Below are 17,967 nucleotides of genomic sequence, written 5' to 3'. Positions count from 1 at the left end.
TTATCAAAATAGAGAATCATGTTAGATTTGCTGATTCAAAACGGGTTAATTTTCGATGGCTTAGGCTCTCCACCTGTGTGTGGAGATATTGGTATTCAAAACGGCTGCATTGTTACCCTTGCACCCTCCTTAACTACCCCAGCGTGTGAAGTGGTTGATGCTTCTGGGTTATGGGTGACACCTGGATTCATCGACATTCATACTCATTACGATTTAGAGTTAGAAATTGCACCAGGATTGAGTGAATCAGTGCGTCATGGCGTTACTAGCGTGGTTATTGGTAACTGTAGCTTATCTGTTGCGATCGCAGAACCCCAAATCCTGGCTGATATTTTTCAGAGAGTAGAGACACTTTCCCATCGGCTGATTGCAAAATGGCTACAAAAGTCAGTTTCCTGGCAAACACCAGCAGAATATTTACAGCATTTGCAACAGTTACCCCTTGGCCCCAATGTTGCCCCAATGTTTGGACACAGTGCCTTACGCGCTTATGTGATGGGATTAGAACGCAGTTTAACTGTTCAGCCAACAAAATTTGAACTAAATCTTATGCAGCGCATAGCCAGAGATGCAATAGATGCTGGCTTTATTGGCATTTCTATTGATATGTTTCCCTGGCATCGGATGAGTGGAGAATGGCAAGGCTGTACAATTCCCTCTCAACACGCCAAATTTAAAGAATACGCAATGTTGGCGGATTTATGTCGGCGGTGCGATCGCGTTTTTCAAGTCACCCCCAATTTACAACGGCTTGCTTCCTTTGTGGATATTCTGCGTATGGGTTCAGGAATTGGACAAAAACCACTACGGCTAACAGTCCTCTCAGCCTTAGATGCCGTACACGATCGCAAACTCTGGCGAATATTTTCTCCCCTACTTTTTATTTGGAATCGGCTTCTAAATGGGAATGTCCGCTTTCAAACCCTAACTGAACCTTTCAGCATTTACTCTGATGGATCTGTGACTCCCTTATTTGAAGAATTCTCCACAGGCGCACAACTCAATGGTTGTCAGTCACGAGAAGAAAGACAACAACTATGGGCATCGGAAACATTTCGTCGTCAGTTTCGCCAAGAATGGCTCAGTAAACGGCGTAAATCATTTCATCGTCAGTTAGATTTAATGGAAGTTATTCACTGTCCTGAAGCAAGTTGGCAAGGGTTAAGTTTTGCGGAAATTGCTTGTCAAAAGCAACAAGAACCAGTGGATTTATTTATCCACGCATTACAAAAATACGATACAGATTTACGCTGGGTGGCGACAGGAGCAAACGATCGCCTAAAACCCCGTTTAGCGATGATGCAGCATCCTCATATTTTGCCTGGTTTTACCGATGCTGGCGCTCACGTCCGTAACCTGGGCTACTATGATGGAGCTTTATCTTTGCTCAAACAAGCAGTTGCAACGAAATTTCTTTCACCGGAAGCTGCGATTTGCCGCGTTACGGGAGAACCTGCTGGTTGGTTTCGTCTGGATACGGGAGTTCTGAAAGTTGGGGCGAAAGCAGATATAGTTTTACTCGATCCCAATGCTTTAAATCAGCCAATTAGCCCGCAGGTGCAGATATCAGATCCAGTTTTAGATGGTGAACCTCGAATGGTTAAGCGTGGTTCGGATGAAATTGTGCAAGCTGTTTATATTAATGGGGTTCAGGTTATTTGTCAGGGGAAGGTGAGCGATCGCTTGGGGCGTGAAAAGTTGGGAACGGTTTTGTCTCCTTGTTGAATTATCTCACGCGGAGGTTTGAGAGGGGAGCATTAAATTGCTTTTATCCCACACCAGCAATCACCTGTCCAATATCTTGAGGAGTTGCACCTGTTGCTAACATTGCCCGAATCAACAATTCAATTGACACTGAAGCATCGCCATTTTCAGCTTTAGCAATCCGAGGTTGGCTAGAACTAATTTTATCAGCGAGTTCACTTTGAGTCATCAGTTTTTGCCGACGCTCCTTTAAGTTTTGGCTGAGAGCTAGCTTAATTTCAACCAAGATAGTTTCTTCGGGTGTTAACTCCAAAAAATCTGAAACTGTGCCAATTTTCCAGCCTTTAGATTCCAAACGTTCTCTCTTGGCTTGATCCATCACATTACTCCTGTTGATCGGTATCGTATTTGCTCAGACGCTTTTTGCAAACCTCAATTATCTTCTTGGATGTTGTTCTCGTTGTTTTATTAAAGACTTCAACAATCAAGATTACATCGTCATCAATTCGATAAATGATTCTCCAGTTTTTATCTGCATCTCGAATACGTAATTCATGACAGTGAATTCCTATACTTGGCATAGGGCGTGAATGTGGCAACCCAAGGGATTCACCTTCCTGTAATTGTCTGAGCAGAACACCTGCTTCTATGCGTGCTTCTTGGGTGAAAGGTGGGGTTTTAACTTCACCATGTAACCAAACTAAAGGTTTACTTTGATCTCCCATACTGTATTTATATCATATCTGATATATCGATATAATATACCGATTAAAGGGAACTTTATCTTTAGAGCGATATCTACAGCGATCGCACTCTTGGCACTAAATGGATATAGTTTTATTTGTTCCCAATGCTTTAAATCAATGTACATTACGTAGATTAATAGGACAAAGCAAATTCAATGGAAGCCTCACCTGCTACAGTTATTCAGTATTTCAACGGTGAAAAGCAAAATCTAATTCCTCTCTTTCAGCGCCCGTATAGCTGGACTGAGAACAATTGGCAAACCCTCTGGGATGATCTGATGGTGCAGTATGAAGTGGGCGATACTGGAACCCACTTTATGGGGGCGATTGTCTCTGTCCCAGCGCGCAGTGTGCCTGTGGGAGTTAGTAAGTATCTCATCATTGATGGACAGCAACGCCTCACAACTGTGTCGTTACTTCTGTGCGCCCTGCGTGACTGTCTTGATTCAAATTCAGCCTCACGAATACAGGAGGTTTACCTAACCAATCGCTTTCGTGATCCGGAGGACACCTTGAAGTTTGTGCCAACCCAGGCAGACCGGGATTTGTACCGTACCATTGCCCTTGACCGTCAGCTTCCACTAAAAAGCAAGGATGTTCGGATGGCTGCTGCCTATCACTTTTTTAAAGACAAACTCACTAAAAGCACTGATCTTAACGACGATCCCATAGATCCTGCTAAAGTCCTAATTACCTTGGAGCAATGTCTCCAAATTGTTATGATCAACCTTGGTGATGATGACGATCCATATTTAATTTTTGAGAGCCTGAATTTCAAGGGCGAGCCACTCACTCAAGCTGACTTAGTGAGGAATTATCTCCTGATGCGCTTCCGTCACTCAATTTCTGCTGGCGGAGAGCAGGAACGGGTTTACTCAAAATATTGGATTCCACTTGAGAGTATGCTTAAATCCAACCTTACAGAATTTCTTCGCCATTACATAATGAAGGATGGGGATGATATCAAGCAAGGGGGCATTTATGCGGCTACCAGAGCGAAGTTGAAAAGGATGGACTTAACCGAAGAAGTCGAAGCAGAAGTTCAATCTATGCAAAGATTTGGAGAGTTTTATGCTAGATTCCTTTTGCCAGACCAAGAAGAAACAGCAAGCATTCGTGACTGCTTGGAGAATATTAAAGAACTTAAAGTAAGGACTTCTTATCCGCTCTTGCTCCGCCTGTTTGATACTCGCCAGAATGGGCATCTCAGCGATGTTGAATTGGAGAAATGCCTTAGATTGATTGAGTCTTTCGTGGTTCGGCGCGCTGTTTGTGGAGTGCCGACTAACCCTCTAAACAAACTGTTTATCCAATGGGCTAAAAACTTTCCCAATACGGATCACGTCAAATGGTTGCACGGTTCTTTGTCATCAGGTGGTGCTAGGAGTCGTTTTCCGAAAGATACTGAGTTCGCCGCAGCCTTTATGACTCAACCACAGTATGGACGTGAAAGTACTCGTTTTATCCTTTGCCGTCTTGAAAAATCTTTTAAACATAAAGAAACTGTGGATCTTTCAACTGCAACAATAGAACACGTTTTACCTCAAACGCTGACTCAGGAATGGATAAATGAGCTAGGTTCAGAAGCAGAGGAAGTACATAACACCCTGGTTAATACATTCGGCAACTTGACTCTGACTAGTTATAACTCCGAGTTGAGTAACCTCCCATTTTCAGAGAAGAAAGCTAAACTCGAAAATACTCATATCGAGTTAAACCGTTGGATTCTTCAGCAGGCCAGTTGGGGAACATCAGAAATTGAGGAACGAGCAAAGAGTTTGTTACTTATGGCCAATAATATTTGGCTAAGTCCCTTGGATTAAATATAATTCCTGTAATATTTATAGCAGGTAGAGCGATCGCTGATTAGGAACGTTAGACTTAATTCGGGATAAAAGTTAGCATCTCTTGAAGTGACTCTATCTAAATAGAAGTTGATGTATGGAATTACGTCCAATTAAAACCCAAGCTGACTATCAGGAAGCTCTTCGAGAAATTGAGTTACTGTTTGATGCCGTCGCTAATACACCTGAATGCGATCGATTAGATGTGCTGAGTACCTTAGTAGAAGGTTACGAAAAGGCACATTTTCCTATTGAAAAACCCGATCCTATCGATGTAAAACTCCAGATCGAAAAAGACAAGCTACAGGCAAGCAGTAGTCTAAACATAAATAAAGAAACAGAAAATGAAAAAGTTCTATGTCCTCATTGTCAGCGCACTGCTACGAACGGTATTAAATGTAAAGGTATTTGTGTGGCTGATAATGACTATTGATGTATAAAATATATCGCTTTTTCACAAACTCTCTTATGAGTAATATCAATTCTAATCCTCAACAAAGTTTGAGAAATCGGATTAATAATCAAATTCTTGATCATCCTTTTACAGACTATTGGGATATTTTTCTTCTTAAACATCAACATCCAATTAATATTACCTTACACATTCTCGGAATATTCTTTTTTTACAGTTTACTCTTTTATACTTGGAAATTGCAAAACTTTTGGTTGCTCTTGGGCTTACCGTTAACTCAATTGTTGGGATTAACTGGACATTTTTTGTTTGAGCGTAGCCATATTGATTTACAAGATGCTGTATTCTCTTGGCGGGCTTCTTATTGTTTAGGTAAAATGTTATTTAGAATTTTGACGGGTAAATATCGAGATGATATTCGCCAAAGACAAGAAATATTAAATAATTATCTATCAAACAATTATGCAAATATTCAATAATTGGAATGTAATTGCTAAGGGTTGGTATATTGCCTGTTCTAGTCATAAAATCCCTAAAAAAACAGCAAAATCCATAGAAGTGTGCGGTCATAAAATTGTCATTTTTAGAGGTGAAGATGGGCAAGTACGGGCTTTAGATGCTTATTGTCCTCATTTGGGGACAGATTTAGGAATTGGGAAGGTTGATGGTAATTGGATTCGTTGTACATTTCATCATTGGGCATTTGATGAAACAGGGCTTTGTCAAAATATTCCCTGTCAATCAGAAATTCCTACTCAAGCTAAATTACAAGCTTATGCAACAGAGGAAAAATATGGATTTATCTGGATTTATCCAGATGCTAAAGCACCAGAGGGAGTGGCAGATTTTGATGAATTGAAGGGTAAAGAAATTGTTGCAAAAGCTGATATTGCATTTGCCAGAAGTTGCCATCACCATATTTGTATGATGAATGGGATTGATGCTCAACATTTAAAAACAATTCATCATTTAGACATCAAAATGGATTTGTCGCTACATCTCAGCGAATTAGGGACGCAAATTGACTTTACAATGCGGGGAAAATTCCCTCAAACTACTTGGAGAGAAAAGTTAGGTCAAAGATTTCTTGGTTCTACATATCAGTATTCAATGCGTTATGCTCATGGTTGCATTGGTTTGTTAACAATGATGAAGGATGTCAGGCTTTTTCCGCCACTATTTATGATATATGCTTATACTCCAATTGCACCTGGAAGAACGATAATTCAACCAATTTATATAACTGAAAAACGTCAAGGTATTGTGGGATATTTGCTGAGTCAGTTTTTGCTATTCTGTACGCGCTTGGCTTACTATATGCTCAGGGATGAGGATGGCAAGATTTACGACAATATTCGCTTTAATCCGAAGTTGCTCCTTAGTATTGATCAGCCATTAGCTGAATATATGGAGTATGTAAATCAGCTAAAACCGTCTCGATGGTCAAAAAATAGGAGTGTAGAATAATACATTGGGTTAGCGATCGCATAACTTAACAAAAACTTTGGTAATCTTGGGTTTCTTAAGCTAACTACATCTTAATTCTTTGTAGCGTAGATAACCATTTTGCAATCTGTCACATTACACCGTAAATTTACCAAATTGGTCGATAAAGTTTTAAATAAATACATCTTACCAATTGATTTTAGGTAATTTCCGAGTAATGAAGAGTTTGCTGATTCCTGTTCAAAAGTTGCAGCCAAGCGATCGCACCGCCATGTATGCGTTGCTGCAAAATCACTTCCAAGGTATAACCTGGGATGGGTTTCAAATTGATCTAGAGCGCAAAAACTGGGTTTTGTTGTTGAGAGATGAAACATCCAACGCACTGAAAGGATTTTCAACTCTGATGTTATGCCAAACAACTTTTTTGGGAGAAAAAATTAGTGTGGTGTATTCCGGTGACACTATTGTTGATCCTAGTGCTTGGTCGAGTACAACACTACCACGTAGTTGGATTGCCGCTATCAATTTTCTGCGTCAACACTATGCAGAAAATAAACTTTACTGGCTGCTAATTTGCTCTGGTTTTCGCACTTATCGTTTTCTGCCTACTTTTTGGCAAGATTTTTATCCGCGTTATGATGTTACAACACCTGCCGATGTAACAAATCTGATGGTGAGTTTAGCACGCGAATACTATGGTAGTTTATACCAAGAATCAACTGGTATCGTCCATTTCCCGCATCCCCAAATTCTCTGTGAGGCGTTAATTGAAATCCCCACAGGAAGACAGACTAACACCCATATCCAGTTTTTTGAAGAAAAAAATCCCGGCTATCGATTAGGGGATGAATTGGTTTGTTTAACTGAAATTAACTATGACAATCTCACTCGTGCTGGAAAACGCATGTGGGAGTCAGAATCATCATTACAATTTGTGCAAGATTGTGTCCTAATTTAACTTTTATGGTATCTACAAACCCACAATCAAACTTTAACAATCCGACACAATTTATAGAGGGATGGTACTGGGCATTACCATCAAAAAAATTAAAAATTGGCAAGGTAAAAGCTATAACTTTGCTAGGTAGAAATCTGGCAATTTATCGGGGAGTTAGTGGCCAGGTAGTAGCTGTAGATGCTTATTGTCCACACATGGGCGCTCATTTAGCAGAAGGTAAGGTAGAAGGTGATGGAATTCGCTGCTTTTTTCATAATTGGAAGTATGACAGTCGCGGAATTTGTGTAGATGTTCCTTCTTTGGGAAAACCGCTACCTGTGTGTATCAAAGCTTGGCATACAGCCGAAAAATACGGCATGATTTGGGTTTGGGTGGGTGAAGAAAAGCCAGGTTTACTGCCCTTTGTACCAGAATTAGAACAGGGAGATTGTGATTATATATTGGGGACTGGATTTGTCAAAAACTGCCATCCCAATGTCTTACTAATTAATGCGATTGATGCTCACCATTTCAATACTGTACACAATTTGCCTTTAGAGATTGTATTTGATTCTCAAAACCTCAACCCCAACGCTATTACCTTCTGTAACACTACACGCGGAGGGGATGATTCTTGGTTAATTCGCCTGATTCGTCCTCTATATCGCAACGAAGTTACTTATAGTATGTGTTACTGGTATGGCAGCACTGGCACTGTGACGCTAGGCCCGGATTTTCTGCACTTCTATATTATATTTACACTGCGAATGATTGAAGGTGGTAAAACTGAAGGGCAAACAATTCTTGTGACTCCCAAACGTCCGGGATTTTGGGGATGGGTTTTAAATCGTAGTTTGTTATGGTTAACTCAGCAGGTTGGTAATTACTTCGCCAAAGGGGATACACAGGTATTTCAAACAATTCAGTTTGATTTAAAAACTCCTACTAAAGCAGATCAATCTATTCTGGAATTTATTCAGCACGTTAATCAACAAAAAGCTTTAAGCTGGGGAAAGTGGGAAACTGTTAATTATCCAGATATTCAAACCTTATCAATACCTAATACTAATTCGCTATGAAGATATAGATAATTATTAAACGAACCGCCAAGTGCGCCAAGTACGCCAAGAGAGAGAAGGAGTAATTATTAAGTGTAAGCTCATGGAGAATTGGTATAACCATAAATTTACATTCATTAGACAGAAAAAATGGATTTAAAATATAACATTGTCGGTTTTAACCTACCGCATACAGATAATGATGACCGTTTGCGACGGATATTAACAGCAGCACTACCAAATCAAGATAATTTTGCTTCTTACGGAGAATTAAATTATTGGGGCGCTGAATTTTTTCACTTACATCAAGTCAAAATTTTTCAACAATCTAATATTAATGAACAATCTGCTATTTTGGAACTTGCTAACCGCAGTTTGTTAGAAGAATCATATTTCATTGAAAAAGCAGGCGTTGGCTATATGGCAAAAATGGTACTGTTAGCAGAAACAGTTGAAGAACGAATGCTTTATGGACTGTTTACGGCTGATGAAACTACCCATCTTCACCAAATTAGCCATTTTTTACCAGAAATGGAAGTAAATAGTGCGGACGATCCGTTTTTGCGCTTACTATCAGAAGTGGTTGAAAGTGCAGATAAAACAGTTTTGTTATTTGTGCTGCAAGTCGTTTTAGAAGGATGGGGTTTAAGCCATTATCGACGTTTAGCAAAGGAATGCTGCTATCCAGTTTTAGCAGAACTTTTTTCCAGTTTTTTACAATCTGAATCCCGTCATCACGCCACGGGAACTACCTTGTTTAATCAAATTACTGTTTCAGCATTCAGTCAAACAACAATTCTCGATGTATTGGCACAGTTTTTGTTTATGGTACAGGTGGGGCCACAAAGCGTATTAACAGCAGTTGAACAAGTAAAAGGACATCTGACGCGATCGCAAAAAATCAAAATTTTAGAAGAACTAGATACAGAGACTCATAGCGGAACGCGATTACAAATATTGCGATCGCTCATGGGGGGAACATCAGCCCAGTCTATCCTGCAAAATTTAGAAGAACGCGGAGCCTTTGAACCACTCCCCGCCCATCAATGTGTGTAATAAATATCAATCTTATCTCTGCGTGAAATAAAAACGGATATGGAAAAAACTATTTATCGCAAATTACAAATTAACCACACCCGCAACAAACAGCAAGATCATACGGCTTTAATGGATGAAGCAGTTACTAATTTTCGCTACGAAGATTGTCAAAACGAGTATTGGAACCCAGAGGAATTTTCCCTGCTATATGGTACACCTTTATGGGAACAGTCCAGCCAACATCAGCGTATAATTTTGAACCAACTTTACTGGGTAGCTTACTACTCACAAATTGTTTCTGCGGAAATTGCAACTATCTTTTTCAATCAAACCAGTGCAGCCGGACTTTACGCCCAAGAAGATTTTCGCTTAATCTGCGATACCTTAGATTTAGAATCCGCCCAAGAGCGATCGCACATTAACGCCTTCCGCACAATTGCTAAACAGGTTGAACAAGCGTTGTTTGGGGAACTTATCTTTACCTACCCCATGCGCGGCCCCTTTACAGAAACAATGGTTTATGCTGACACCAATACCCTAAAAACTTGGTGGAAAAAAATTCAACTTCAATACTTTGGGCTAATTTCTGCGAATAATACTTTTTTGGCTTGTCAATATTTCACAGTCCGGGGAGTGCGGACACTAAACGGCAAGTTAGTACAGCATAAACTCAGCAATTATTATCAAAAACATCCCCATCCTGAAGCTGCTCCAATTCCTGCTAAAGTCTCCTATTATCACTTTATGGATGAAAGTTTTCACTTCAATAGTTCGACAATTATATCTCACGATGTTATCACCTGCCTTAAGCCACCGACTGCATTTGAGCGACTGGTGGCTAATTTAGGATTGCTGGGGTGTCAGCGCGATCATTTTCATTTTTCGGCTGCGATTAACGGGATTTTTTGGTACGATCCGGCGTTGTATGGCAAGATTTATCGGGTTTTGCGATCGCCAATTTTCGAGATGAGTGACAAGGATGCTAAAGAAATGATGCGGCGTTGCTTTACAGAAGAATCAGAAGGATTGCAGCGCAGTTTCTCAACTCATCAAGAGGCGATGAAATCTTATCAGGTATATGTTGAAAAGCTCGATTATCTTTGGCAACGTAATCGGGATATGTCGCTGATGGCTACTAATTCAATTTCTCGATATTTGGCAACTCAGAAAAGGGCTTTTCAAGGTTTTGAACAGCAAGAAGATTTGATATCTCATGCAGATACGCAGAGCTACAGAGAGGAATGGAAGAGTGTTGTTTAGGTAAAATTATTGCGTATTATGGCTGAATTATATAAGATATCGTTTCCTGGAAGTAAGTTTGTTCCTATAACTTCGGAATGTCATCAAAGTTTATCTGAACATCTCACAATTCAGAATTCACCTGTTTTATTTGGTTGTCGGACTGGTATTTGTGGAACTTGTTTGGTTGAGGTTATTGGTGATATTCCTCCTCCTCAACCTGAAGAGCAGGAAATGTTGGAAACTTTAGCAGCTAATCATCCTCATGCGCGGTTAGCTTGTCAGCTTGATATCACAGATAATATTGAAATTCGTAGGCTGGAAGGTGAATTTGGTTAAACTTAGTTTAAAGACTTAGTTAAATAAAATCATGGAAACTGTGAATATCCATCAAGCTGAAACGAATCTCTCACAGCTTTTGTTGCGGGTAGAGCATGGAGAAGAAATCATTATTTCTGACCGAGGCATTCCCATTGCGAAGTTAGTTCCGTTTCGCACCTCATCAAATCGCCGCGATAGTTTAGGACAGGATAAAGGGCGTTTTGTACTGCCAGAGGACTTTAACGCTCCTTTACCAGATGAGATATTGGCAGCATTTGAGGGCGGTGAGGAGTGAAACTTTTGCTAGATACACAGTGTTGGTTATGGTGGTTTGCCCAACCAGAGCGTTTGAATGAGGAAGCGATCACACACATTGCCGATGAAAACAATGAATTATGGCTATCAGTTGCCAGTATTTGGGAAATAGGTATAAAAGTTGCTATCGGCAAGTTGCCACTGCCAGATCCTTTAGACAGTTATATTTCTAGTCGGATGGCACAGTTGGGAATGCGATCGCTAGAAATTACAGCTTCTCATGCTTTACAAACGGCTGCTTTACCATTGCATCATCGAGATCCTTTTGACAGAATGTTGATTGCACAGGCTCAGATAGAAGAAATGACGCTTGTTAGTTCCGATTCCATGTTCAATAAATACGATATTTCTCTGCTTTGGGCTGGCAAATCGTGATATTTTACTTCAATGCTTCTTGCTTGTAGTGCAAAAATTTGCCAGCATCTATATTATCAAACTGACGATCGCACTTGTCAGTTTTGGTAAATGTTGGGTTGACGCTAGTAAACCCAACCTATCAGCTAAAATTTCCGTTTGTCTGTAGTACTGAAGTGTTAGGTTTTTAGCAGTTACTTTTAGAGAGCTTATGTGGTGATTGCTTTTTCCCAACATGATGCTAGTACATCAGCAAAGTTGTTGTTACGGATGGCAGCACGAATATCTTTTCCAGTTATTGGTACTACAAGTGTATGCTCTCGACTTCCACGTAACATCTTTTTGGTAACAGTGGTTTTAAAGCCATTCCATGAAATTAATAAGCCTAAAGAACATCGATTGCTTCGGTTGTCAATTTTTTCTTTGAACAGAACAAACTCATTCTTTCCACATTTGTCACTCCAATTTTTGCACTCAGCAAGTAAAATAGCCGATTCTCGTTTAAAGCGAGGGTCATTGCTATCGTTAAGCACAGTAATATCTATTTCTTCGGTTGCTGTCCTGATCCGATCCTTGACGATAAAGCCTGGTATGGTTTCAAACAATCTACTAACAAGCTCTTCTAGAGATCTACCACGTTCATCGTTAGAAGAAGCTTTCTCAACTGCATCTACAAGCGTGTCTAGATTTTGGCTACCCCATCCAGATAACCGACTCGCAATTTCAGAGAGTCGCTTACTTGCTTCATCAGCAGCATTTTCGGCTGTTTCTTCAAGCTCTTGGCAGAGTGATTTTACACATTGGTACGCTTTACCAAGATTTTTCTGTCCTGTGCTTACAACAAATGTCATATTTATATAAGCACCATCATCTTCGTAGTCTGTTATGTCCACATCACCATGTACTGTATTACGCACCTCAACAGCACGGCGCACTAAGTCTATATAGTGTTCTAATCCAATCGCAGAGTACCAATACTTTCGTGTCCAAATGTAGTCTGCTTCACCCTTAATCTGGTCTTGGTCTTTGAACAGCCTGCCACTCCAATCAAGATGGATTATCCCATCCTTCAATAAGCCAATCTTAATCGCTACCTCATCAGGGATGTCAACCAATGTTATTTTATCCAAGATGCTTGAAGGAAGAAAAACTGGTTCATCTTCATTAGCATCTCTCAGTAGGTCTTTGGCTTCCGCAGCATCCATAAGTGCTTAACTTCAATAAAGAACGATTCAAACGCGCTTGTAAAAAATCAAGAATAGCATTTGTATCAATTAAAATTCGCATTATTGATATTTTTCAGTCAGATAGTTAATATAATCTACTTCAACCTCTTCACTTGATATTTCTGTACCTTTTGCAATCCCTCGCAGTCGGAACAAGTTACCCTTTTTCAATTTAGAACTAGCAGAACTAGTTTCTCGCTGTAGCGACTCTAACAGAGTTTGCACTAATACCCAGCGATCGCTAATTGGTAACTCTAATACCTGCTTTTGCAATTGTTGTAATGTCACGATCATTTTCCCATCTCAGGTTATCTCATTTTTAATTGTAAATTAGCTATTTTGGAATTCGATAGATACAGCAATGCAGTTCTAGCCAAGACATTGCCATAATTTAAATACGATCGCTCCCACCCACCATGCAATTTGCAGATTTCTGGTATATTGTCGCACTCAGCGAACAGTTACAACCTAACAAGGTATTATCACGCACAGTTTTAGGAGAATGGTTAGCGATATTTCGCGGTGAAGATGGAAAACCCGTAGCTTTGCGCGATCGCTGTTTACACCGCAATAGCCGTCTATCATCAGGTAAAATCTGTAACGGTGCTTTACAATGTCCCTATCATGGTTGGGTATATGATGCGGTTGGAAACGTGATTGCTGTTCCAGCCGAAGGAGATGATTTCAAGCCTTCCCCACAGCGTCGAGCCAAGTGTTACGCTACCAAAGAACAGGATGGCTATGTTTATGTGCGGTTAGCCGATACCCCAAGTGTTGATTTTGAACCTTTTTTTATGCCTCACTACGGACAAACAGGATGGGAGACGGTACGGGTAATTAACCGTTTTGCTAACAATATTACTAATTGTGCAGAGAACTTTATTGATATTCCCCATACGGCTTTTGTTCATCCTGGTGTTTTCCGTACTTCCCGCCAACAAAAGTTAGAGATGACTGTAGAACGCTGTCATGGTTCGGTTTTGGTGGAGTATCGCAACGAAAACAATAATTTGGGATGGTACAGCCGATTTCTAAATTTGCAGGGTGCAGAGATTAAACATAGCGATCGCTTTTATATGCCAAATATTACCTCTGTAGAGTATAAGATGGCACATAATCGCCATTTGTTCATTACCAGTCAATCTATTCCAGAAACCGATAATTCAACTCTGGTTTACACGGATGTCACCTACAACTATGGTATTTGGAATAAGTTAGCACGTCCCTTTGTGCGGTGGACTGCTCAACACATTATCCGCCAAGACGTGGAAATCTTGGGTATTCAGGGGGAAGCGATCGCTAAATACGGAACACAATTTTATAATACGCCTGCGGACACAATTCATATATTTGTCGAGTCAATTATGGCAGCTATATCTCGTGGAGAAGATCCGCGTTTATTGCCAAATCAATCTGTAAAAGTTACATTTTGGGTTTAAGAGGTTGTTTGAAAAGTATTTAGCTGTGATTTTAGGCATTTGTTGATCCCCCCTAAATTCTGCGCCGTAATGGTTATCCTTTCATCACAAAAGCTCAAAGATTTATATCTAATGATATTGACAAACTCCTTTCTCTTGTGATACGAAACAGCCCTGTTTCCACTGCCCCCTGCCTCCACTGCCCCCTGTCCACTGCCATAGTAATTTTTATCACTCTTTTTTCATAAATATTCCTGATATACACCAACTTTGTCTGTGAAAAGAAATATTGGTGCAAGTCAAATGAAATACCATGAGTGATATTAGTCTACTGATGGCGGGTGTGCTAGCAACAGGGCCAATCTCTGCCCTTAATTTACCAGAACAGCCTGTAATCACGCCAGATAATCTGGTGCAGCAGTCAACACAAGAAAATTTATCTCAAGTTGTTTCGCCTGCTGAAATTACACCACCTGAATTTGTGCAGCTAGATATAACTACTTCATCAGCTATAAAGCATAAGTACGAAAATATACTTAAAAAAAGCAGAGAAAAAATTCAATTTATAAATTCTCCAAATTTACCTGAGTTAAAAAATACTCAAACTGTAACAGAAGTTGCACAGAACCAGGAAAACACAGAAGAATTCTCTCTATCTCCTCAGCCTCCTGGCTCAGACAACCAAATGTCTCAAGTTACATCGGTGTCACAACTTAAAGACGTGCAACCATCCGACTGGGCTTTTGATGCTTTGCAATCTTTAGTAGAACACTATGGCTGCATTGCGGGATACCACGATGGGAATTATCTGGGAAACCGCACCATCAGCCGTTATGAATTTGCGGCTGGTTTAAACGCTTGTTTAGAGAAGATTAACGAAGCGATGCCTGCGGCGGGCTACGCCTACGCTAATAATAAAATTAATACTGTTAATAGTGAAGATTTAATCCTGCTGCAAAGGTTGCAAAGCGAATTTAAAGCAGAGTTGCAGCAATTACAGCAGCGTGTTGAGGCTGTAGAAAACCGGACTACTGAATTACAAGCCAATCAGTTTTCCACAACTACCAGATTATTTGGTCAAGCCGTTTTTAGCGTTCAGGGAACCAATAGCCCCGATGTGGATTTGTTTCCTAGAGATGGAGTCCCTGAACGTCAGGGAAAAACCAATCTGACTTTCACAAGTAGCACCCAACTAACCTTAGCAACTTCATTTACAGGACGAGATTTGCTCTTAACAGGCTTGTCTGCGGGTAATTTAGGTTCTAATGCAGCGTTGCTATCTACCAATATGGGGCGGTTGGGTTTCGAGTCAAATACAGACAACAATCTAGTCGTTAGTGACTTATCTTATCGATTTGTCGTCTCGGATAACTTGGGAATTGTCGTAGGTACGGCGGGAGTCAACCCCATCAACACCTTTCGCGGTATTAGTCCTTTAGAAGGTTCTAGCGACGGTGCAATTTCTCTATTTGGTCAGCGTAACCCGATTTTAAGTATTGGCAACGGCACTGGCGGTATAGGCTTTGATTGGCAAATTAGCGATCGCATCAGTTTGCAAGGCGTTTATAGTGCAGAAATAGCCAGTTTTCCAAGCAACATCAATCAGGGCGGACTCTTTGGCGGTAGATTTACTACTGGCGCTCAGTTAAGTTTAGCACCCACCGATAACATCGATATCGGGGTACATTATCTTTATTCTCACTCCCCAAATGGCTTACTGGGAACTGGTATCGGCGATTCTCAACTGATTTCGCCTTTTGCAGATACAACAGCTTTTGATACTCAAGCCATTGGCGCGACGGTTGCTTGGCGAATTAACCCTAACTTGCAATTGGGCAGTTGGGGTGGTTTTACTTCTTCCAAACCATTCAACCTTCCTGGAAGTGTAGAAACTACAAACTGGATGGTGTTCGCGGCCTTTCCCAATTTGCTGCGTCCTGGAAATTTAGGCGGCGTTCTCGTCGGACAACCGCCCAAAATTACTTCGAGTACTTTACCTGATGGCTTCAATTTTCCCAAATTTTCTGATGGGGGAACAGCAGGTGGACGTAGTGACACATCAATTCACGTAGAACTTTTTTACCGCGCCCAACTGAGTGATAATATCGCCCTAACTCCAGGCTTATTCGTCATTTTCAATCCCGATCACAATGCTGCTAACGATACTTTAGTCGTTGGAGCATTAAGAGCAACTTTCCGGTTTTAATTTTGTACTGACGTAAATGTAATAAAATACGCTGTTTTAATACTGCCTTGTTCGGTACGAAATGCTTTCATCACCCGATGGAAGCAAGGATCGCCCGTGCGTATTTTTTTTGATATGTGATTAAAGGAGCAAATTTTTCATGAAATTACATTCATCAACTAAGTTGGGTTGTGTTGTTCTGAGCAGCAGTAGTTTAGCCGCAGCTATCATCGCCTTATCTGGAACAAGTGCTTTTGCTCAAATCACCATTCAAAGCACTGGTACATTATCAGGTACTATCCAGCTTCCCAGCATTAATCCTAATTTCAATGGCAGTACGACTCGTGTTGATACAGATGACGCGGGGACTTACTCACGGAATTTAGGTACTAAGAACAACCCTAATTACGTTCCTGTATATAAGTCAAACTATGTGAAAGTACAAACACGCTCTGATGGTAGCCTGCATTATTTTGTTGACTTTAAAGGCATTCCGATTGTCTCCTTTAATGGCGTTCTGAATTCGCCAATTCTCTCTGGCGGTGAGTTAACACCCTATAAATACCAGGGAAGATTAGCAGGAACCACATTTCAAGGAGTAGTTCAGGATGAATTTAATCTCACAAAAGCCTTATACACTGGCACTGTCACCGATCCAAAAACCGGAAATCAATATCAGGGAACCTTTGAAGTGAGTGGATATGGAGTCAGATATAGCGATCGCAATGGTGGTGCAACCCCCACAGTCTTTGATTTCAAGTCTGATATTCCAGGTTCGCCAAAGGTGACTTCTTTGGAAATGACTAACTCCCCCCTAGCGAGGATAACCATTAAAGTACCTGCAAATGCAACTCTTATAACTCCTACACCAGTTGGTGGTAATACGCCTACTCCTACACCCGTAGTTAGTGGTAATAGTACACCTACTCCCCCGCCAGTAATTAGCGGTGGTGGTACATCTACTCTGCCAACAATAGTTGATAGTGGAAGTGAATTCACTGTTACACCAATAGTTGATGGTGGAAATGAATTCACTGTTACACCAGTAGTTGATGGTGGAAATGAATTCACTTCCCCGACACCTACAAGGACTAATTCTCCATCCCTTTCTACTACACCTAATATGGAATTCAGTAGTGGTAATTCCTTGGAGGGTAATCAAGTAATGGTTAACCCTGCAACCCTTGCTCAAGCTGCGTGTTCACAGGATTCTACCAATAGCTGCACCATACCAGCTTCACCCAAACAAGCGATCGGCCCCCGTAGTCGAGTGCTAGTACGTTAGTGATTTGAGAGCCTCTTTTGCCCCCTTGTTTTAAGCAGGGCTGTTTCATTCCCTAAAAGGCGCTGATTTACAAGCGTTTCAAGCAAAAAAGTCAGGTGACTAAAAAATCTGATTGGGTAAGAAAATCGCGTTCACACTGAAATTTACTCGTTGATGTGGTAGCTTTTATTTTTCCCAATCAAGCAAATTTCTGACTCATACTCTTGACAAAATCTTTAAGAGATCGAATGAAACAGCCCTGCTTGTTTTAAGGGGGTTGCAAGGGTGGTTTTATACAAGTAGAGAAAAACTAAAACTGGGTTTCAAAGCCTCTCCCGAAACGGAGGAAGGTTTGGAGAGGGGTAAAACCCGGATTTCTCACAAACAATAAAAAATCCATTCACAGCACTCGAACTAAGACATTTTTTTGATACATCATCAATTGGAAATTAAGTGAGTA

At 40.6% G+C, this 17,967-nt stretch carries 19 protein-coding genes; 15 read left to right on the top strand and 4 right to left on the bottom strand.

The window, feature by feature from the left end:
- Positions 1–18: 18 nt before the first annotated feature.
- On the top strand, positions 19–1,725 hold the full coding sequence (locus V7K69_RS00575) for an N-acyl-D-amino-acid deacylase family protein (protein WP_335030598.1): 1,707 nt from the start codon (positions 19–21) through the stop codon (positions 1,723–1,725).
- Positions 1,726–1,768: 43 nt separating this feature from the next.
- Here the strand turns inward: V7K69_RS00575 and V7K69_RS00570 are convergent, their stop codons facing one another.
- Positions 1,769–2,083 (bottom strand): helix-turn-helix domain-containing protein, encoded by a 315-nt coding sequence (locus V7K69_RS00570; RefSeq protein ID WP_335030597.1) that lies wholly within the window; start codon positions 2,081–2,083, stop codon positions 1,769–1,771.
- 4 nt (positions 2,084–2,087) lie between these two features.
- Positions 2,088–2,429 (bottom strand): type II toxin-antitoxin system RelE/ParE family toxin, encoded by a 342-nt coding sequence (locus V7K69_RS00565; protein WP_335030596.1) that lies wholly within the window; start codon positions 2,427–2,429, stop codon positions 2,088–2,090.
- Positions 2,430–2,605: 176 nt separating this feature from the next.
- Here V7K69_RS00565 and V7K69_RS00560 point away from each other — a divergent pair, with 176 nt between their 5' ends.
- The 11 genes from V7K69_RS00560 (at position 2,606) to V7K69_RS00510 (ending at position 11,435) form a co-directional block, all read left to right on the top strand.
- Entirely contained in the window at positions 2,606–4,273 is a 1,668-nt protein-coding gene (locus V7K69_RS00560) for a DUF262 domain-containing protein (protein WP_335030595.1), read from the top strand.
- A gap of 118 nt (positions 4,274–4,391) precedes the next feature.
- A complete protein-coding gene (locus tag V7K69_RS00555; RefSeq protein ID WP_335030608.1) occupies positions 4,392–4,727 on the top strand; it encodes a helix-turn-helix domain-containing protein in 336 nt (111 codons plus the stop codon).
- 35 nt (positions 4,728–4,762) lie between these two features.
- Positions 4,763–5,185, top strand: coding sequence for an Mpo1-like protein (locus V7K69_RS00550; protein ID WP_335030594.1), 423 nt, complete (start codon positions 4,763–4,765; stop codon positions 5,183–5,185).
- The gene (locus tag V7K69_RS00545; protein ID WP_335030593.1) at positions 5,169–6,173 is read left to right on the top strand and encodes an aromatic ring-hydroxylating dioxygenase subunit alpha; all 1,005 of its coding nucleotides are present in this window, start codon (positions 5,169–5,171) and stop codon (positions 6,171–6,173) included. Before V7K69_RS00550 ends, V7K69_RS00545 begins: the two co-directional genes overlap by 17 nt.
- A 196-nt stretch (positions 6,174–6,369) precedes the next feature.
- Positions 6,370–7,110 (top strand): hypothetical protein, encoded by a 741-nt coding sequence (locus V7K69_RS00540; protein WP_335030592.1) that lies wholly within the window; start codon positions 6,370–6,372, stop codon positions 7,108–7,110.
- Between the two features lie 5 nt (positions 7,111–7,115).
- Complete coding sequence (locus V7K69_RS00535) at positions 7,116–8,168, top strand: aromatic ring-hydroxylating dioxygenase subunit alpha (protein ID WP_335030591.1); 1,053 nt, start codon at positions 7,116–7,118, stop codon at positions 8,166–8,168.
- A 129-nt stretch (positions 8,169–8,297) separates the two neighbouring features.
- On the top strand, positions 8,298–9,203 hold the full coding sequence (locus V7K69_RS00530) for a ferritin-like domain-containing protein (protein WP_335030590.1): 906 nt from the start codon (positions 8,298–8,300) through the stop codon (positions 9,201–9,203).
- A gap of 39 nt (positions 9,204–9,242) precedes the next feature.
- Positions 9,243–10,445 carry a P-aminobenzoate N-oxygenase AurF gene (locus V7K69_RS00525; protein ID WP_335030589.1) on the top strand — a complete coding sequence of 401 codons (1,203 nt, stop codon included), beginning with the start codon at positions 9,243–9,245 and terminating at the stop codon, positions 10,443–10,445.
- 18 nt (positions 10,446–10,463) lie between these two features.
- On the top strand, positions 10,464–10,763 hold the full coding sequence (locus V7K69_RS00520; RefSeq protein ID WP_335030588.1) for a 2Fe-2S iron-sulfur cluster binding domain-containing protein: 300 nt from the start codon (positions 10,464–10,466) through the stop codon (positions 10,761–10,763).
- Between the two features lie 31 nt (positions 10,764–10,794).
- A complete protein-coding gene (locus V7K69_RS00515; protein WP_335030587.1) occupies positions 10,795–11,040 on the top strand; it encodes a type II toxin-antitoxin system Phd/YefM family antitoxin in 246 nt (81 codons plus the stop codon).
- Entirely contained in the window at positions 11,037–11,435 is a 399-nt protein-coding gene (locus V7K69_RS00510; protein ID WP_335030586.1) for a type II toxin-antitoxin system VapC family toxin, read from the top strand. Before V7K69_RS00515 ends, V7K69_RS00510 begins: the two co-directional genes overlap by 4 nt.
- Before the next feature lie 188 nt (positions 11,436–11,623).
- On the opposite strand, the gene V7K69_RS00505 is transcribed toward V7K69_RS00510, so the two are convergent.
- Both V7K69_RS00505 and V7K69_RS00500 read right to left on the bottom strand, forming a co-directional pair.
- Entirely contained in the window at positions 11,624–12,619 is a 996-nt protein-coding gene (locus V7K69_RS00505) for a hypothetical protein (RefSeq protein WP_335030585.1), read from the bottom strand.
- Between the two features lie 81 nt (positions 12,620–12,700).
- Positions 12,701–12,934, bottom strand: coding sequence for a hypothetical protein (locus tag V7K69_RS00500; protein WP_335030584.1), 234 nt, complete (start codon positions 12,932–12,934; stop codon positions 12,701–12,703).
- Positions 12,935–13,056: 122 nt separating this feature from the next.
- Here V7K69_RS00500 and V7K69_RS00495 point away from each other — a divergent pair, with 122 nt between their 5' ends.
- From V7K69_RS00495 to V7K69_RS00485, 3 genes are all read left to right on the top strand, one after another.
- Positions 13,057–14,079, top strand: a complete 1,023-nt coding sequence (locus V7K69_RS00495) for an aromatic ring-hydroxylating dioxygenase subunit alpha (protein WP_335030583.1) — start codon at positions 13,057–13,059, stop codon at positions 14,077–14,079.
- Between the two features lie 292 nt (positions 14,080–14,371).
- Positions 14,372–16,264 (top strand): iron uptake porin, encoded by a 1,893-nt coding sequence (locus tag V7K69_RS00490; protein WP_335030582.1) that lies wholly within the window; start codon positions 14,372–14,374, stop codon positions 16,262–16,264.
- Positions 16,265–16,403: 139 nt separating this feature from the next.
- Positions 16,404–17,528 (top strand): hypothetical protein, encoded by a 1,125-nt coding sequence (locus tag V7K69_RS00485; protein ID WP_335030581.1) that lies wholly within the window; start codon positions 16,404–16,406, stop codon positions 17,526–17,528.
- The last annotated feature ends 439 nt before the right edge of the window (positions 17,529–17,967 follow it).

Source organism: Nostoc sp. (assembly GCF_036917775.1).
Lineage (GTDB): Bacteria > Cyanobacteriota > Cyanobacteriia > Cyanobacteriales > Nostocaceae > Nostoc.
This window is presented reverse-complemented; position numbering and strand designations above follow the sequence as displayed.

Excerpts from the sequence above, each read along its gene's own strand:
- V7K69_RS00570 (WP_335030597.1), bottom strand. The coding sequence starts at position 2,083 with ATGGATCAAGCCAAGAGAGAACGTTTGGAATCTAAAGGCTGGAAAATT.
- V7K69_RS00485 (WP_335030581.1), top strand. The coding sequence starts at position 16,404 with ATGAAATTACATTCATCAACTAAGTTGGGTTGTGTTGTTCTGAGCAGC.
- V7K69_RS00560 (WP_335030595.1), top strand. The coding sequence starts at position 2,606 with ATGGAAGCCTCACCTGCTACAGTTATTCAGTATTTCAACGGTGAAAAG.
- V7K69_RS00530 (WP_335030590.1), top strand. The coding sequence starts at position 8,298 with ATGGATTTAAAATATAACATTGTCGGTTTTAACCTACCGCATACAGAT.
- V7K69_RS00520 (WP_335030588.1), top strand. The coding sequence starts at position 10,464 with ATGGCTGAATTATATAAGATATCGTTTCCTGGAAGTAAGTTTGTTCCT.
- V7K69_RS00575 (WP_335030598.1), top strand. The coding sequence starts at position 19 with ATGTTAGATTTGCTGATTCAAAACGGGTTAATTTTCGATGGCTTAGGC.
- V7K69_RS00540 (WP_335030592.1), top strand. The coding sequence starts at position 6,370 with ATGAAGAGTTTGCTGATTCCTGTTCAAAAGTTGCAGCCAAGCGATCGC.
- V7K69_RS00550 (WP_335030594.1), top strand. The coding sequence starts at position 4,763 with ATGAGTAATATCAATTCTAATCCTCAACAAAGTTTGAGAAATCGGATT.
- V7K69_RS00555 (WP_335030608.1), top strand. The coding sequence starts at position 4,392 with ATGGAATTACGTCCAATTAAAACCCAAGCTGACTATCAGGAAGCTCTT.
- V7K69_RS00505 (WP_335030585.1), bottom strand. The coding sequence starts at position 12,619 with ATGGATGCTGCGGAAGCCAAAGACCTACTGAGAGATGCTAATGAAGAT.
- V7K69_RS00525 (WP_335030589.1), top strand. The coding sequence starts at position 9,243 with ATGGAAAAAACTATTTATCGCAAATTACAAATTAACCACACCCGCAAC.
- V7K69_RS00565 (WP_335030596.1), bottom strand. The coding sequence starts at position 2,429 with ATGGGAGATCAAAGTAAACCTTTAGTTTGGTTACATGGTGAAGTTAAA.
- V7K69_RS00500 (WP_335030584.1), bottom strand. The coding sequence starts at position 12,934 with ATGATCGTGACATTACAACAATTGCAAAAGCAGGTATTAGAGTTACCA.
- V7K69_RS00490 (WP_335030582.1), top strand. The coding sequence starts at position 14,372 with ATGAGTGATATTAGTCTACTGATGGCGGGTGTGCTAGCAACAGGGCCA.
- V7K69_RS00545 (WP_335030593.1), top strand. The coding sequence starts at position 5,169 with ATGCAAATATTCAATAATTGGAATGTAATTGCTAAGGGTTGGTATATT.
- V7K69_RS00515 (WP_335030587.1), top strand. The coding sequence starts at position 10,795 with ATGGAAACTGTGAATATCCATCAAGCTGAAACGAATCTCTCACAGCTT.
- V7K69_RS00535 (WP_335030591.1), top strand. The coding sequence starts at position 7,116 with ATGGTATCTACAAACCCACAATCAAACTTTAACAATCCGACACAATTT.
- V7K69_RS00495 (WP_335030583.1), top strand. The coding sequence starts at position 13,057 with ATGCAATTTGCAGATTTCTGGTATATTGTCGCACTCAGCGAACAGTTA.